This window comes from Pantoea sp. OVA07A (assembly GCF_019969975.1).
Taxonomy (GTDB): domain Bacteria; phylum Pseudomonadota; class Gammaproteobacteria; order Enterobacterales; family Enterobacteriaceae; genus Pantoea; species Pantoea agglomerans.
The window spans coordinates 1-16,241 of sequence record NZ_JAHXYM010000012.1 but is presented as its reverse complement, the minus strand read 5'-3'; the positions used below and the strand labels follow the sequence as shown (position 1 = coordinate 16,241).

General features: G+C 55.8%; 16 protein-coding genes. 7 read left to right on the top strand and 9 right to left on the bottom strand.

The window, feature by feature from the left end; all coding sequences use genetic code 11:
* Positions 1 to 41: 41 nt before the first annotated feature.
* Positions 42 to 251 carry a hypothetical protein gene (locus LC417_RS22150; RefSeq protein WP_003849845.1) on the bottom strand — a complete coding sequence of 70 codons (210 nt, stop codon included), beginning with the start codon at positions 249 to 251 and terminating at the stop codon, positions 42 to 44.
* A gap of 248 nt (positions 252 to 499) precedes the next feature.
* On the opposite strand from LC417_RS22150, the gene lolC reads away from it, so the two are divergent.
* The 5 genes from lolC to pepT all read left to right on the top strand — a co-directional run bounded on the left by lolC (position 500) and on the right by pepT (position 6,085).
* Positions 500 to 1,699, top strand: a complete 1,200-nt coding sequence (gene lolC / locus LC417_RS22145) for a lipoprotein-releasing ABC transporter permease subunit LolC (RefSeq protein ID WP_010246284.1) — start codon at positions 500 to 502, stop codon at positions 1,697 to 1,699.
* On the top strand, positions 1,692 to 2,396 hold the full coding sequence (gene lolD / locus LC417_RS22140; RefSeq protein ID WP_010246282.1) for a lipoprotein-releasing ABC transporter ATP-binding protein LolD: 705 nt from the start codon (positions 1,692 to 1,694) through the stop codon (positions 2,394 to 2,396). Before lolC ends, lolD begins: the two co-directional genes overlap by 8 nt.
* Complete coding sequence (gene lolE, locus LC417_RS22135; RefSeq protein WP_022625849.1) at positions 2,396 to 3,640, top strand: lipoprotein-releasing ABC transporter permease subunit LolE; 1,245 nt, start codon at positions 2,396 to 2,398, stop codon at positions 3,638 to 3,640. Before lolD ends, lolE begins: the two co-directional genes overlap by 1 nt.
* A 145-nt stretch (positions 3,641 to 3,785) precedes the next feature.
* On the top strand, positions 3,786 to 4,619 hold the full coding sequence (cobB, locus tag LC417_RS22130) for a Sir2 family NAD+-dependent deacetylase (protein ID WP_039392500.1): 834 nt from the start codon (positions 3,786 to 3,788) through the stop codon (positions 4,617 to 4,619).
* A gap of 236 nt (positions 4,620 to 4,855) precedes the next feature.
* The gene (gene pepT, locus LC417_RS22125; protein ID WP_010246276.1) at positions 4,856 to 6,085 is read left to right on the top strand and encodes a peptidase T; all 1,230 of its coding nucleotides are present in this window, start codon (positions 4,856 to 4,858) and stop codon (positions 6,083 to 6,085) included.
* 66 nt (positions 6,086 to 6,151) lie between these two features.
* On the opposite strand, the gene LC417_RS22120 is transcribed toward pepT, so the two are convergent.
* The 8 genes from LC417_RS22120 to rluE form a co-directional block, all read right to left on the bottom strand.
* Positions 6,152 to 7,276, bottom strand: a complete 1,125-nt coding sequence (locus LC417_RS22120; RefSeq protein ID WP_010246274.1) for a cupin domain-containing protein — start codon at positions 7,274 to 7,276, stop codon at positions 6,152 to 6,154.
* Positions 7,277 to 7,333: 57 nt separating this feature from the next.
* A complete protein-coding gene (phoQ, locus tag LC417_RS22115) occupies positions 7,334 to 8,794 on the bottom strand; it encodes a two-component system sensor histidine kinase PhoQ (RefSeq protein ID WP_010246272.1) in 1,461 nt (486 codons plus the stop codon).
* A gap of 2 nt (positions 8,795 to 8,796) precedes the next feature.
* Positions 8,797 to 9,465, bottom strand: a complete 669-nt coding sequence (phoP, locus tag LC417_RS22110) for a two-component system response regulator PhoP (RefSeq protein ID WP_010246270.1) — start codon at positions 9,463 to 9,465, stop codon at positions 8,797 to 8,799.
* A 104-nt stretch (positions 9,466 to 9,569) separates the two neighbouring features.
* Positions 9,570 to 10,940, bottom strand: a complete 1,371-nt coding sequence (gene purB / locus LC417_RS22105) for an adenylosuccinate lyase (protein WP_010246268.1) — start codon at positions 10,938 to 10,940, stop codon at positions 9,570 to 9,572.
* A 44-nt stretch (positions 10,941 to 10,984) separates the two neighbouring features.
* Complete coding sequence (gene hflD, locus LC417_RS22100) at positions 10,985 to 11,626, bottom strand: high frequency lysogenization protein HflD (RefSeq protein WP_010246266.1); 642 nt, start codon at positions 11,624 to 11,626, stop codon at positions 10,985 to 10,987.
* A 42-nt stretch (positions 11,627 to 11,668) separates the two neighbouring features.
* Positions 11,669 to 12,781 carry a tRNA 2-thiouridine(34) synthase MnmA gene (mnmA, locus tag LC417_RS22095; RefSeq protein ID WP_010669869.1) on the bottom strand — a complete coding sequence of 371 codons (1,113 nt, stop codon included), beginning with the start codon at positions 12,779 to 12,781 and terminating at the stop codon, positions 11,669 to 11,671.
* 42 nt (positions 12,782 to 12,823) lie between these two features.
* The gene (locus LC417_RS22090) at positions 12,824 to 13,297 is read right to left on the bottom strand and encodes an NUDIX domain-containing protein (protein WP_010246262.1); all 474 of its coding nucleotides are present in this window, start codon (positions 13,295 to 13,297) and stop codon (positions 12,824 to 12,826) included.
* Positions 13,298 to 13,341: 44 nt separating this feature from the next.
* The gene (gene rluE, locus LC417_RS22085; RefSeq protein ID WP_031293006.1) at positions 13,342 to 14,004 is read right to left on the bottom strand and encodes a 23S rRNA pseudouridine(2457) synthase RluE; all 663 of its coding nucleotides are present in this window, start codon (positions 14,002 to 14,004) and stop codon (positions 13,342 to 13,344) included.
* A 104-nt stretch (positions 14,005 to 14,108) separates the two neighbouring features.
* Between rluE and icd the strand changes: the two genes are divergently transcribed.
* The gene (icd, locus tag LC417_RS22080) at positions 14,109 to 15,359 is read left to right on the top strand and encodes an NADP-dependent isocitrate dehydrogenase (RefSeq protein ID WP_010246256.1); all 1,251 of its coding nucleotides are present in this window, start codon (positions 14,109 to 14,111) and stop codon (positions 15,357 to 15,359) included.
* Positions 15,360 to 15,873: 514 nt separating this feature from the next.
* Positions 15,874 to 16,071: a hypothetical protein gene (locus LC417_RS22075; protein ID WP_010246253.1), complete on the top strand. Its 198-nt coding sequence runs from the start codon at positions 15,874 to 15,876 to the stop codon at positions 16,069 to 16,071.
* Positions 16,072 to 16,241 lie beyond the last annotated feature (170 nt).

The following is a 16,241-nucleotide window of genomic DNA, read 5'->3' as shown; positions in this document are numbered from 1 at the left end:
AAACCGCCGTCGCCATGCAGCGACGGGGTTAAACGGGCATTTTATTTTATGGATTGCTGTGTGTAATGCATGCGTGGGCGGTCGATATTCGCCCAGGATAACTCCTGCTCAGGATGATAGCTGAGGTTACCGTCGTCCCACTTTACGTAGTAGCCGGCTGGTGCGTTTCCCTGCTCAAAGACGTTGATGATTTCGCCTCTGATCTCCCCGGATTTATGTTTAACGATGCTGCCTTTGGGAAATTTCAACATGGTCGCTACCTCATACTGCCCGGCAATAAATCACCCGTGATCATGGTACTGATTGTAGTCTACCCCCCTGAGCGTTGAATAATCAGCCAATAAGCGGCGGCTTTATCGGCTATTCCGCTGCTTTGGCGCGGAATGTGACGCATCCGGATGCAACTTTGCTGCCGACTCAGAGGGTTAGAGGTTTCATAAAGCCAGCCGCTCCTTTATCATCCCACTACCTATTTTCAGGCAACGGCTTACTGGATTCCATGTATCAACCTGTCGCGCTATTTATCGGTCTGCGTTATATGCGCGGACGAGCATCGGATCGCTTCGGTCGCTTTGTCTCCTGGCTCTCAACGATTGGCATTACGCTCGGCGTGCTGGCGATGGTCACCGTGTTATCGGTGATGAACGGTTTTGAGCGTGAACTCGAAGGCAATATTCTTGGCCTGATGCCTCAGGCGCTGATCACCAGCGACAAAGGCAGTCTCAATCCACAACAGCAACCCGCCACCTCGCTGAATCTGCAGGGTGTCAGCCGTATTGCGCCGCTGACCACCGCCAATGTGGTGCTGCAAAGCCCGCACAGCGTCTCCGTTGGCGTGATGCTGGGCATTGAGCCGGCTGAAAAAGATCCGCTTACCCCTTTCCTGGTCAATACCCGGCAGAGCGTGCTGCAGGCCGGGCAGTATAATGTCATCCTTGGCGAACAGCTGGCATCCCAGCTTGGCGTAAAACGTGGCGATCAGCTGCGTCTGATGGTGCCTTCGGTCAGCCAGTTCACCCCGATGGGACGTGTGCCAAGTCAGCGTCTGTTTACCGTAGCGGGCACCTATGCCGCTAACAGCGAAGTCGATGGTTATCAGATTCTGGTCAATCTTCAGGATGCGTCGCGCGTGATGCGCTATCCGGCCGGTAACATTACCGGCTGGCGACTGTGGCTGGATAAACCGCTGTCGGTCGACAGTCTGAGTCAGCAGACACTGCCTGCGGGCCTGGTCTGGAAAGACTGGCGTGAGCGCAAAGGCGATCTCTTCCAGGCAGTGCGTATGGAGAAGAACATGATGGGCCTGCTGCTGAGCCTGATCATCGCCGTGGCTGCCTTTAACATCATCACCTCGTTAGGCCTGCTGATCATGGAGAAGCAGGGCGAAGTGGCGATCCTGCAAACCCAGGGCCTGACGCGCCGGCAAATAGTGGCGGTGTTTATGGTGCAGGGTGCCAGCGCCGGTATTATCGGCACGCTGCTCGGCACGCTGCTCGGTGTCTTGCTGGCCAGCCAGCTCAACAACTTAATGCCGGTGATTGGCCTGTTCCTTGATGGTGCCGCATTGCCGGTTGATATTAATGTGTGGCAGGTGGTCACCATCGCCCTCAGCGCCATGATTGTGGCGCTGTTGTCTACGCTCTATCCTTCGTGGCGCGCTGCCGCCGTTCAACCTGCTGAGGCTTTACGTTATGAGTAACACTCCTTTGTTGCAGTGCCGCGACCTGTGCAAACGCTATCAGGAAGGCAGCGTGCAGACCGATGTGCTGCGCAATGTGGCTTTCAGCCTCCAGCCCGGTGAACTGACAGCGATTGTCGGCAGCTCCGGTTCCGGTAAAAGTACGCTGCTGCATCTGCTTGGCGGCCTGGATGCACCGACATCGGGCGACGTGGTGTTTGATGGACAGTCACTGAATGCCATGTCCTCGTCAGCCAAAGCGGAGCTGCGTAACCGCGAGCTGGGCTTTATCTATCAGTTCCACCATCTGCTGCCGGACTTCAGCGCGCTGGAGAACGTGGCGATGCCGCTGCTGATTGGCAAAACGGCTAAAACGGAAGCACAGGATCGCGCCCGTGAGATGCTGGCCGCGGTCGGGCTGGACCATCGCGCCGCGCACCGGCCTTCTGAACTGTCAGGCGGCGAACGCCAGCGCGTGGCGATTGCCCGGGCGCTGGTTAACCGCCCACGGCTGGTGATGGCGGATGAGCCAACCGGTAACCTCGATGCACGCAACGCCGACGCCATTTTTGAATTACTGGGCGAACTGAACGTGCGTCAGGGCACCGCGTTTCTGGTGGTGACTCACGATCTGATGCTGGCAAAACGGATGACGCGTCAGATGGAGATGCGTGATGGTCAGTTAAGCGATCAGCTCACCATGGCAGGAGCGGTGTAATGGGTTCGTCGTTATCCCTGTTGCTGGGCCTGCGCTTTAGCCGTGGCCGCCGTCGTGGCGGCATGGTGTCGCTGATTTCGGTGATCTCCACCATCGGTATTGCGCTGGGCGTGGCGGTGCTGATTATCGGTCTGAGCGCCATGAATGGTTTTGAGCGTGAGCTGAACAACCGCATTCTGGCGGTGGTGCCGCATGGCGAGATCGAGGCGGTCAATCAGCCGTTCCAGCACTGGCAGTCGATGATTGCCCCGATTGAAAAGGTGCCCGGCATTGCGGCGGCAGCGCCATATGTGAACTTCACCGGCCTGATTGAGAGCGGCGCCCGGCTGGAAGCGCTGCAGGTAAAGGGCGTTGATCCGGCACAGGAGCCGCGCCTCAGCGCCCTGCCACAGTTTGTGGCAGATAACGGCTGGTCCTCTTTTGCCGCCGGTAAGCAGCAGATCATTCTGGGCGGCGGCATTGCTAAATCGCTGAACGTGAAGCAGGGCGACTGGATCACCATCATGATCCCCAACAACGATGGTGATAACAAACTGCTTCAGCCTAAACGTATCCGGCTTCAGGTCAGCGGTATTCTGCAACTGAGCGGCATGCTCGATCACAGCCTGGCGCTGGTGCCACTCGCCGATGCGCAGCACTATCTGGAGATGGGTGACAGCGTGTCCGGCATCGCCCTGAAGATGACCGACCCGTTCCAGGCGGTCAAACTGGTGCGGGATGCCGGTGAAGCAACCCGTTCCTACGTCTACATCAAGAGCTGGATTGGCACTTACGGCTATATGTACCGCGATATTCAGATGATCCGCGCCATCATGTATCTGGCGATGGTGCTGGTGATTGGCGTCGCCTGCTTTAACATCGTCTCAACGCTGGTGATGGCGGTGAAGGATAAGAGCAGTGACATTGCGGTGCTTCGTACCCTCGGTGCCAAAGACCGGCTGATCCGTGCCATCTTCATCTGGTACGGTTTGCTGGCAGGCCTGCTGGGCAGCGTCAGCGGCGTGATCGCGGGCGTGCTGGTGGCGCTGAATCTGACCTCACTGGTACGCGGGCTGGAGTCGGTTACCGGTCATCATCTGCTGGCGGGTGATATCTACTTCATTGATTTCCTGCCGTCGGAACTGCACTGGATTGATGTGTTCTCAGTATTGATTACCGCGATTCTGCTGAGCCTGCTGGCGAGCTGGTATCCCGCCAGACGCGCCAGCCGCATTGACCCGGCTCGGGTATTAAGCGGTCAGTGAAAAAATGCGGCGCGAATCCTTTCGCGCCGCATCTGTTTAAGACCTTTGCTGTTGGGCGCGGCCCTCAGCAACCGTTACTATCGGGTGATGTTAACCCGGAATCTGTTTAGAGCGGCTCGCCGCAGCTGCTACGCCAGGAGATTTTATGCGTACACCACGTCGCCGCATACGACTTGCCCGCCTGAAGAAAACCCGGAGAAAAGTGCATCAGCGCTTTCGCCAGCGCATATTTGAGCGCGATCGTCAGGCCGAACTGGCCGCCCATCCTCAGCCGCATATTGTCGTGCTGACCGGCGCAGGCATCTCAGCGGAGTCCGGCATCCGGACCTTCCGCGCCGCTGACGGCCTGTGGGAAGAGCACCACGTTGAAGATGTTGCGACGCCCGAAGGATTTCAGCGCGATCCCGCGCTGGTGCAGCGCTTTTACAATGCGCGCCGCCAGCAATTGCAGGAGGCAGAGATTCAGCCTAACGCGGCCCATCTGGCGCTGGCGGAGCTGGAACAGGTATTAGGCGATAACTTTTTGCTGGTCACGCAAAACATCGACAATCTGCATGAGCGTGCCGGAAACAGCCGGGTGCTGCATATGCACGGTGAGCTGCTAAAAGTGCGCTGTGTCACCAGCGGTCAGGTCATTGAGTGGACCGGTGATATCACGCCGGACGATCGCTGCACCTGCTGCCAGTTCCCCTCGGCGCTGCGGCCGCACGTAGTGTGGTTTGGTGAGATGCCGCTGGGCATGGAGCAGATTTATCAGGCGCTGGAACAGGCCGATTACTTTATCGCTATCGGCACCTCAGGCCATGTCTATCCGGCCGCGGGTTTTGTCCATGAAGCCAAACTGCAGGGCGCGCATACTGTTGAGCTGAACCTGGAGCCAAGCCAGGTGGGCAACGAATTTGCCGAGCGTCATTACGGCCTGGCGAGCGAAGTGGTGCCGGAGTTTGTGCATAAGCTGCTGCGCGCGCTTTATAAGTAAGCAGGGGCGGCTATGGCCGCCTCGCCGTTTCTTGCCCGTCATGCTGATTCCAGCCGCCCGGTACTTATCAGCATTGCGAGGTTTGCCGCAACAATCTCGTAATCAGCCGTTTTTTTCGGGCTTATTGCTTTCCCAAAGGTTATCGACAGCGCTAACCTGTCTGCGAATGATTTTACGCAACGTTGTAACCGGCTGGTCTGTTAATAATACCGGATGGCACTTTTAAAGGATGGGATATGGAACAGTTACTTGAGCGCTTTTTAAGTTATGTGGCCGTTGAGACCCAGGCTAAGCCGCAGGCGCGCCAGGTGCCCAGCAGTGAAGGGCAGTGGACGCTGGCGCGTCAGTTGCAGGAGGAGTTGCTGGCACTGGGTTTTGTCGATGTCTCCTTGAGCGATCACTGTTGCGTCATGGGCACGCTGCCTGCCAATGTTGACTGGCCGACGCCAGTCATCGGTTTCATCTCTCACATGGATACCTCGCCAGACTTTACGGCGAAACATGTTAATCCGCAGATTATTGAAAATTATCGCGGCGGAGACATTGCGCTGGGTAACGGCAACGAAATTCTCTCGCCGGTGATGTTCCCGGTGCTGCACAAGCTGATTGGGCATACGCTGATTACCACCGATGGCAAAACCCTGCTGGGCGCGGATGATAAAGCGGGTATCGCTGAGATCATGACGGCGATGGCGCAACTGGCTGCGAGCGATACGCCGCACGGTGCGATCCGTGTTGCCTTTACGCCCGATGAAGAGATTGGTCGCGGCACTTCTCACTTTGATGTGGAAGGCTTTGCCGCTGACTGGGCCTACACCATTGATGGCAGTGATTTAGGGGAGTTCGAGTATGAGAACTTCAACGCTGCTTCGGCCACCGTAAAAATCGTCGGTAACAACGTGCACCCTGGCTCCGCCAAAGGGGTGATGGTCAATGCGCTGGATCTGGCAAACCAGTTTCATGCCGCGGTCCCGGCCAGCGAAAAACCGCAATATACTGACGGCTATCAGGGCTTCTATCATCTGCATCAGATCAAAGGCAGCGTTGAACACGCCGAGATGCTCTATATCATTCGTGACTTCGAAACGGAGAGTTTTGAACAGCGTAAACAGACGCTGCTGCAGATTGCCGCAGAGATCAACAAAACCCTGCACCCGGACTGTTCGGTCACCGTCGAGATCACCAACAGCTATCGCAACATGCGTGAAAAGGTTGAGCCGTTCCCGCACATCATCGAACTGGCTTTACAGGCGATGCGTGACTGCGGCATAGAGCCGGTAGTGAAACCGATTCGCGGCGGTACGGATGGATCGGCGCTGTCCTGGAAAGGGCTGCCTTGCCCGAACATCTTTACCGGTGGCTATAACTATCACGGCAAGCATGAGTTTGCTTCGCTGAATATCATGGCGAAATCGGTGGAAGTGATTGTGCGGCTGTCAGAGCTGGCGGCGCAGAAGAAGAATTAAACCCGCAGACACAAAAAAGGCTCTCTGCCACGGAGGCAAGAGAGCCTGATTCATTATCAGCTCAGATTATTCGTCGCCGAAGTACCAGTAACCAGCATTGACCAGGTCGGCGATCTGCGCCAGTACCGACGGGTCATCCAGCGCATCGCCCAGATCGTCCAGTGTGATGCGATAGTGGCGCGCCAGTACCGCCATCACATCGGGATGTGAACACTCAACCCGCTCACCGTTGACATAGACCGCATCGCCAATCGTCAGGACACGCAGGCCACCTAACCGGCTCAGGGTATCGCCCTGTTGCAGCGCATCATAAATTTCATCAGGCTGGTAAGGCGGTTCCGGTGGCGCGACATCGAGTTCGTGACGTGACTGGGAAATGAATTCGCCAAACCACTGAGCGAACTGCTCCGGCTGATTGACCACATCCAGCATCAACTGACGTACGCCTTCGATCTCCTGCGGCAGAATCTGCGACGGGCAATCACGTGCAGGGACATCCGGATCGCTGAAGCGCAGGCTGCCCAGCTCATTAGCCAGCGCGTAATCCGCAAAGCCGCTGATTAGCTCGCGTCCGCTGGGGGCACGGAAACCCACGGAGTAGTTCAGGGCGTTTTCCAGCGAGTAACCTTCATGCGGGAACCCCGGCGGAATATAGAGAATATCACCCGGCTCCATCTCTTCATCGATGATGGCGTCGAATGGCTCAACCTGCAGCAGATCCGGATGCGGGCAGTGCTGCTTCAGCGGCACCTTTTCACCGACGCGCCAGCGACGGCGACCGGCCCCCTGAATAATAAAGACATCATACTGATCAAAATGGGGACCGACGCCGCCGCCAGGCACGGCAAACGACACCATCAGGTCATCAACACGCCAGTCAGGCAGGAAACGGAAAGGGCGCATCAGTGCGGCAGAGGCTTCATGCCAGTGATTGACCGCCTGTACCAGCAGCGACCAGTTGTTTTCACCCAGATGATCATAGCTCTCGAACGGGCCGTGGCTGACCTGCCATTTGCCATCCTGATGGCTGACCAGGCGGCTATCCACCTCGTTTTCCATCGCCAGACCGGCCAGTTCATCCGGTGAAAGAGGATCGACAAAGTTTTTAAAACCACGCTTCAGCACTACCGGGCGTTTCTGCCAGTAACGCTGAATAAAATCGGGCCAGTTAATATCGAGCTGATAGTCCATAAAAGGGTTCCGCTTAGGGCTGTAAATGCCAGCAAGTATAACAGCCCTGAGGGTTTTCTACTCGCGGCGATGTTCGACTTCCTGGCGCTGAAAGACCACTTCCATGCGTGTTCCGCCGAGTGCGCTACCGGAGGCGATGACGTTGCCCTCATATTGCTCAAGAATATCGCGCACCACCGCCAGACCCAGTCCCTGACCGGGACGCAGGGTGTCGGCGCGCTGACCCCGGACAAACACTAAATCGCGCTTGCTCTCGGGAATGCCCGGACCATCATCGTCAATATAGAGATGGAGTGCATTTTCGCTCTGAAAAGCGCTGATTTCGATAAATTCCAGGCAATACTTGCAGGCGTTATCGAGCACGTTGCCCAGCACTTCCATAAAGTCATTCTGGTCGCCAACAAAGGTCAGCTCCGGTGAGATATCCAGCGAAATCGCCACGCCTTTACGCTGATAGACTTTATTCAGGGCTGAGCAGAGCTTGTCGAGCAGACCGGAAACGGAATGCAGATCGCGCTGCAGCGGATTGTGATCGGCCTGCATACTGGCGCGATGCAGATAATAACCGACCTGCTGCGAGATTCGACTAATCTGCTCCAGCATCACCGGCTCAGCCTGTTCCACCGTCAGTTCCTTGCCGTTGCGCAGCGAGCGCAGGGTGCTCTGCAACACGGCCAGCGGCGTTTTCAGACTGTGGGTCAGGTCTGAAAGCGTGGTGCGATAGCGGGTATAGCGTTGTCGCTCATTGGTCAGCAACAGATTGAGGTTACGCACCAGACTGCGCAGTTCCTGCGGCGGATTATCCGCCAGATTTTCGCGCTGACTGGTCTCCAGTTCGCGCACCTGCTGCGTCAGCGCGCCAATCGGCCGCAGACTCCAGTGCGCCGCCAGCCACAGCAACGGAATGATCAGTATCAGGTTGGCCGCCAGCACATAGCTGAACCACGACCAGACCACATCAGAATGCTGCAGCTCCTGCGGGATTGAGTCGACCACCACAATGGTGAGCGCGGGCAGATTCGTGGTGGCATCGTAACGGTTAACGGCGACCGAATGGGTAAAGGTATCGTTGCTGTCATTGTCCCAGTCGTTGAGCCGTTGCTGAGCATTCAGGTTATTGCCCATTGCCACCATGCTGGTACGGTTACTGGTATCAATCTCGTAGAAGTCAGGCTTCAGCAGCCATTCACGGCGGATCTTCTTGCGGATCTCCGGCACGTCGCGTTGCTGCCACAACAGTTTGCCGTGCTCATCGTAAATAAATACCAGCGTCGGGAAGTTGAGCGTCATCCGTTCCGGCTGGGCGATGGTGAGTTTGTTGTCATGCCATTGCGCCAGCGTAAAGAACAGGTTGCTCTCGCCGCGCATCACGCGGTAGGTGTTTTTATCGAAACTGACCACATAGCCAATCACCGCCACCATGCCATAGGAGAGTGAGAGGAAGAGGACTATCGCTGCGGAGGCCAGCAGAAAGCGGGCGCGCAGCGAAATAGGGCGATAACGATTAAACCAGGACATGGTCAGAGATCAAAGCGGTAGCCCTGGCCACGCACGGTGGCGATCACGTCAGTAGGATGTAACGCCAGAATTTTTTTGCGCAGACGACCCATAAGGACATCGATGGTGTGGCTTTCACGCAGTTCAGCGTCAGGATAGAGCTGCAGCATCAGCGAGTCTTTGCTTACCACTTTGCCCGCGTTACGGATCAGCGTCTCGACAATGGTGTATTCAAAAGCAGTGAGCTTCACCGGCTGTTCATTGACCGTCAGTTCACGGCGGGAGAGATCAACCTGAAACGGGGCCATATCGATGATTTGCGAGGCATGTCCGCTGTTACGACGCATCAGCGCCTGCAGGCGTGCCGCGACTTCTTCAATATGAAACGGTTTGGTGACGTAGTCATCCGCGCCGGCTTCCAGCGCCTCAACTTTGGCCTGCCAGCCTTCACGGGCGGTCAGCACCAGAATCGGCTGGCGCACAGCATCGCTGCGCCAGCGGCGAATCAGAGACATACCATCTTCATCCGGCAGGCCGAGATCCACCAGCGCGATATCTGGCAGATGTTCCCGAAGAAAATAGTCAGCTTCTTTGGCGTCTTCGGCGGCATCGACCTGATGGCCCATGTCACGTAACTGGACGGCGAGATGATGGCGCAGCAGGGCATTGTCTTCAACAACCAGAACACGCATAGAAATTCCTTACACTCTGTTTGAGTCAACCTGCAGAAAGTATACGCGAAATGTATTAAACAAGATGTTAACGCAGACCGGACTGGGCCGGTCTGCGGCGGGCATTATTTCAGATCGTCAACCATCTGGATAGCGCGGCCAATATAGTTTGCAGGCGTCATCTGCTTCAGACGGACTTTTTCCTCTTCCGGCAGCGCCAGGCTGTCGATAAAGGCCTGCATGCCGGCGGCATCGACGCGTTTACCGCGCGTCAGCTCCTTCAGCTTTTCATAAGGCTTCTCAATGCCGTAACGGCGCATTACCGTCTGGATCGGTTCTGCCAGCACTTCCCAGTTGTGATCCAGTTCGTCCAGCAGACGATCGCGGTTCACTTCCAGTTTCGAGATGCCTTTCAGCGTCGCCTGATAGGCGATCAGCGCATAACCGACGCCCACGCCGAGGTTACGCAGCACGGTGGAGTCGGTCAGATCGCGCTGCCAGCGTGAGACCGGCAGCTTGCTGGCCAGATGCTGCATTACCGCGTTCGCCAGGCCCAGATTGCCTTCGGAGTTTTCGAAGTCGATTGGGTTCACTTTGTGCGGCATGGTCGACGAGCCAATCTCGCCCGCAATGGTCTTCTGTTTGAAATGGTTCAGCGCTACATAACCCCAGATATCGCGATCGAAATCGATCAGGATGGTGTTAAAGCGGGCGATGCAGTCGAACATTTCGGCAATATAGTCGTGCGGCTCAATCTGCGTGGTGTAAGGGTTCCAGGTGATCCCCAGCGAGGTGACGAAGTTCTCGCTCAGCGCATGCCAGTCCACTTCGGGATAGGCGGCAATGTGGGCGTTGTAATTCCCTACAGCGCCGTTGATTTTGCCCAGCACCTCAATCTGTTTCAGCTGACGTAACTGACGCTCCAGACGGTAAGCGACGTTCGCCATCTCTTTACCCATCGTCGACGGTGTAGCCGGCTGGCCGTGGGTGCGGGAGAGCAGCGGAATGTCACGATATTCGCTGGCAAGATCCTTCACAGCGGTAATCAGCTGCTGCCAGTAAGGCAGGATCACGTCACGACGGGCTGTTTCCAGCATCAGGGCGTGCGACAGATTGTTGATATCTTCAGAAGTACAGGCGAAGTGGATAAATTCAGAAACAGCATGCAGGGCAGGGACGTCGGCAACTTTCTCTTTCAGGAAATACTCAACCGCTTTGACGTCGTGGTTGGTGGTGCGCTCAATGGTTTTGATGCGCGCGGCATCTTCTTCGGAAAAACCGGCGACAATCGCATCAAGGAAAGCGTTTGCGTCGGCATCAAATGCAGGAACTTCCTTGATCTCTGCGGTCGCGGCCAGTTTTTGTAACCAGCGAACTTCAACCTCAACGCGGAATTTCAGCAAACCGAATTCGCTGAAAATCGCACGCAGCGGGCTGACTTTATCGCCGTAACGACCATCGACAGGTGAGACGGCGGTCAGAGAGGATAATTCCATCAGTGCAACTCCTGAATCATTTAGCAGTGTTTTGCCGCACCGACTTAGTAAGTCAGTGGCAGCCGGGATAAGAGGGTTTTCGCTTCACGCAGCAAACGCTGACGCGAGAACATCAGTTGCAGTCGGCCACCACCGACCTGCTGCCACAATACGGCAGCACGGATACCGGCTAGCAGGGTGGCGCGCACTTTACTCTGTACCTGCGTATTCTGCAGTACCGCAGGCGAACCGGTGACCTGAATACGCGGGCCAAGCGGGCTGATCACATCCACATAGATGGCAGCCATCGCGCTGAGAATGGTGTCTGACTCCAGTTCATAATGCGCCAGCTGGCGATCCAGCTGAGTGATGCGCTGGGCCAGCGTCGCCATGGCTGTTTTACTGGCGCTGAGCTTGCGCTCCAGCACCATCATGCTCAGGGTGTAACGCGTCAGCTCTGCACCTGCACCCTGACGACTGCTGCTGTTCAGCACCGCCATCAGGGTTTCAAGTCCGAGGCGCAGGTTGGCTTCATTGTTGCCAAACACCGCCAGCGTTGAGCCAGGATTGAGGTCCAGTACGCTGCGCAGCGATACGGTCAGCGCCTCCGGCTGGCAGTGACCCTGCTGAGCCAGCTGCTGCACCAGATGGGCCGACTGACAGATGCCCGCCAGCGCCAGCGTAATTTCCTGATAATTTTTCGCCACGGTTACTCCTGTTTACGCGTCATCAATGCGGGCTGAGCCCGCTTACTCCGCCACTAACGGCAGACGCTGTTCGATAATACCGCCACCGAGGCAGACCTCACCAAGGTAAAACACCGCAGACTGACCCGGCGTCACTGCTGCAACCGGCTCGTCGAAACGCACCTCAATCCGATCGTCGCCGTGTGGGATAATCTCACAGGGAATATCGGTCTGACGATAGCGGGTTTTCACGGTGCAGCGAAGCGGGGCGGTAATCGGCTGGCGATCAACCCAGTGCAGCTGCTGCGCAATCAGGCCGACGGACATCAGACGCGGATGATCGCCGCCCTGGGCGACAATCAGGCGGTTACGCGCCACATCTTTGTCGACCACATACCAGGGATCATCTTTGCTCTCTTTCAGGCCGCCAATACCCAGGCCTTTACGCTGTCCCAGAGTATGGTACATCAGCCCCTGATGTTCACCGACGATCTGGCCTTCGGTAGTTTCTATTTCGCCAGGCTGAGCCGGGAGATAGCGCGCCAGGAAGTCGCGGAATTTGCGCTCACCGATAAAGCAGATGCCGGTCGAGTCTTTCTTCTTCGCGGTGATAAGGTCGAGCTGTTCGGCAATGCGGCGCACTTCCGGTTTTTCCAGCTCGCCAACCGGGAACAGACTTTGGGCGATCTGCTGGTGGCTCAGGGTATAAAGGAAGTAGCTCTGATCTTTGTTGCCATCCAGACCGCGTAACAGCTGGCTCTGGCCAGCCACGTCCTGACGACGCACGTAGTGACCGGTGGCGATAAAATCTGCGCCGAGATCTTCAGCCGCGAACTCCAGGAACGCTTTGAATTTGATCTCTTTGTTGCAGAGAATATCGGGGTTGGGCGTGCGGCCCGCTTTGTACTCTTCGAGGAAATGCTCAAAGACGTTATCCCAGTATTCAGCGGCAAAGTTAACTTTGTGCAGCTTCATACCCAGCTTGTCACACACCGCTTGCGCATCCGCCAGATCGTCCGCTGCGGTACAATACTCCTCGCCATCGTCCTCCTCCCAGTTCTTCATGAACAGGCCTTCAACCTGGTAACCCTGCTGTTGCAGTAACCAGGCGGAAACGGAAGAATCGACGCCGCCGGACATACCGACGATCACTTTTTTCTGGCTGTTGTCAGACATGACACGCTCGCATTACGATAAAAAAACAGGCGGCGCATTCTATCATGCAGAAGGCAGGCGCGCACCCTCGTGAAACGGCCACCGGAACGGGCTGACCAGATGTAGCGGGTAGCGCGTGCCCTGTTGCCACAGGCGTACGCTTTCCGCGACCAGCGGCGAACGCAGGTTAGAGGCAGTGAGAATCTGCGCTGGCGGCAACCACCAGCAGCAATCGATGTCGCTGTCCTGCGGCTGGGTTGGCGCTTTTTCCGCCAGATCCACGCCAAACAGAAAACGCACAAAAGGCGTACTGTCGGGCGCGATCCACTGGTTTATCGCGATGAAATAGTGCATCGGCGTGGCGATGCCGGTCTCTTCATAGAGTTCGCGCTCTGCGGCTTCCAGCAGAGTTTCATCCGCTTCAAGATGTCCGGCGGGCTGGTTCCAGGTGGGGCGACCGTTAATCGTCTCTTCCACCACCAGTAATTCACCTTCGGCCTGAACCAGACAGGCGACAGTAACATGAGGTTTAAACATCACTTCTCCGCAATTGTTAACCTGAGGTTATAAAAAACCGGTTTTCAAAGCGCACTTTCGCTGAGTTCACGCCACGCGCCCGGAGCCAGATCGTCGAGCGAATAACTCCCCATCGCGTACCGGATCAATCGCAATGTGGGAAAGCCAATGTGGGCGGTCATCCGGCGAACCTGACGATTACGGCCTTCATACAGCGTGATTTTCAGCCACTGCGTCGGGATGTTTTTACGTTCGCGTATAGGTGGCTGACGTGGCCAGAGCCACTCAGGCTCAGCCACTTTTTCTACGCCCGCGGGCAGCGTCAACCCATCTTTCAGATTAACCCCATCCCGTAAAGGCTGCAGATCCGTCTCCTGTGGCTCGCCTTCCACCTGCACATAATAGATCTTACCTGTGCGTTTGCCGGGCTGAGTCAGCGCAGCCTGCAGCGCGCCGTCGTTGGTCAGCACCATCAATCCTTCGCTGTCGCGATCGAGGCGACCTGCGGCATAAACCTCTGCGACGCTGACAAAATCCTTCAGGGTTCGGCGGCCCGCTTCATCGGTGAACTGCGGTAACACGTCGAACGGTTTGTTAAACAGAATCACGCGGCGCGGAGCCGCAGGGCGGGCAGGGGAACGCCGCGCATCACGCGTCGGGCGGCTGAATCGTTTATCCTGGTGAATTCGTTGAGAAGTTTTTCGCATGGGCTTTGCAGTCAGAAACATTCGGCGCATTATAACGTGAAATTGCGGTGATTGGCGTGGCGGAAATATTCAAGTAGTATTGACGCGCATCTTACAAATCATTAACAAACGCCCAGGAGAGGTTAATGGAAAGCAAAGTAGTTGTTCCGGCGGAAGGTCAGAAAATCACCCTGAATCAGGGCAAGCTCACAGTGCCAAACAATCCGGTCATTCCTTACATTGAGGGTGACGGTATCGGTGTTGATGTTTCCCCGGTAATGCTGAAAGTCGTCGATGCGGCGGTGAAGAAAGCCTACAACGGCGAGCGTAAGATCTCCTGGATGGAGATTTACACCGGTGAGAAGTCAGTTGAACTCTACGGCCAGGATGTCTGGCTGCCACAGGAAACTCTCGACTTAATCAAAGAATATCGCGTAGCCATTAAAGGCCCACTGACCACCCCGGTCGGCGGCGGTATTCGTTCACTGAACGTGGCCCTGCGTCAGGAGCTTGACCTCTACGTCTGCCTGCGTCCGGTACGTTACTACAAAGGCACGCCAAGCCCGGTTAAACGTCCTGAAGAGACCGACATGGTGATCTTCCGTGAAAACTCCGAAGATATCTATGCTGGTATCGAGTGGAAAGCGGGTTCTGCCGAAGCGGACAAAGTGATCAAGTTCCTGCGCGAAGAGATGGGCGTGAAGAAAATTCGCTTCCCTGAGCAGTGCGGTATCGGCGTTAAGCCGTGTTCAGAAGCGGGCACCAAACGTCTGGTGCGCGCGGCAGTGGAATACACCATCACTAACGATCGTGATTCACTGACCCTGGTCCACAAAGGCAACATCATGAAGTTCACCGAAGGCTCTTTCAAAGACTGGGGATACCAGTTAGTGAAAGAAGAGTTCGGCGGCGAACTGATCGACGGTGGCCCGTGGATGAAGTTCAAAAACCCGAACACCGGCAAAGAGATCATCGTTAAAGATGTGATTGCTGATGCGTTCCTGCAACAGATCCTGCTGCGTCCGGCTGAGTATGACGTTATCGCCTGTATGAACCTGAACGGTGACTACATCTCTGACGCTCTGGCAGCGCAGGTTGGCGGTATTGGTATCGCACCAGGCGCCAACATCGGTGACGAGTGTGCGCTGTTCGAAGCGACCCACGGTACAGCACCTAAGTATGCAGGTCAGGATAAAGTGAACCCAGGTTCAATTATTCTGTCCGCAGAAATGATGCTGCGTCACATGGAGTGGTTCGAAGCGGCTGACCTGATTGTTAAAGGTGTTGAAGGCGCTATCGCTAACAAAACTGTGACTTACGATTTCGAACGCCTGATGGATGGCGCTAAACTGCTGAAATGTTCAGAGTTTGGTGACGCGATCATCGAAAATATGTAATCCGCATTACATAACATATAGCCAACACGGATGTAAAAATCGTGTTGGCTTTTTACTTCCCACTTTCTTTCCCCAAAACTCTTCATAAAATCACCTCCACGTAGCAACCACAATCCAGGCTTTGCCGCGATCATCGTTATAGCGATTACTCATCTAAGCGCTTATTGCTCTCGCACCGTACTGTTTAAGACATTTTCTCAGTGAGAGTGCTGCTAAATCATTTCCCGCTGCATGGCATTTTACTCTCTCTGCAAATTGAATTGTCTGATGCCACGGTAAAAGAGTGAGTGAACGCATATCTGTCATCCACCCTGTCACACCTGATTTGTTAAACGCTACCCTCTGTTAATCTCTTTCAGTATCAGTTAAGCGCCCGGCATTAAATGCGTCGGGCCACGTTATTTGCTCCTTACAGCTGATTCATTTTTGTAACCTGTACCACAAAAAAATAGAGTTACGCATGATCCGGTTGCCGCAGACGTGTACGCTTCTGCCGATACAGAGGGAGAGCATTATGGATGATGAAGCGGTAAGTGATGCTATTGCGGCATGTCGCCTGCTATTTGGACAGGCGGTGATGGAAATCGTGGCTGAAAATAAGCCTGTGACTGGTGAAGCCATTTCTGAAAAAATTCATCAAATGTTTACCGGAATCAACCCGGAACCCGTGATGACGCTGGCTATCAGCCTGCTGACAACCCGCGCCGACTGACCGATCCCGGTCATCAAGCCAGAGACCTCAGGCCGCCATGGGCGTAATGCCAGTCAGTTAAGCGACAGGTGATAACGCAGTCTGGTGCCGCTCAGGGGCTGGCGGTCCTCGCGCCGCTGCGCGGTTCCTTCACTTCATTCGCCTGCCTGACGGACCGCCGGGGATGGCAC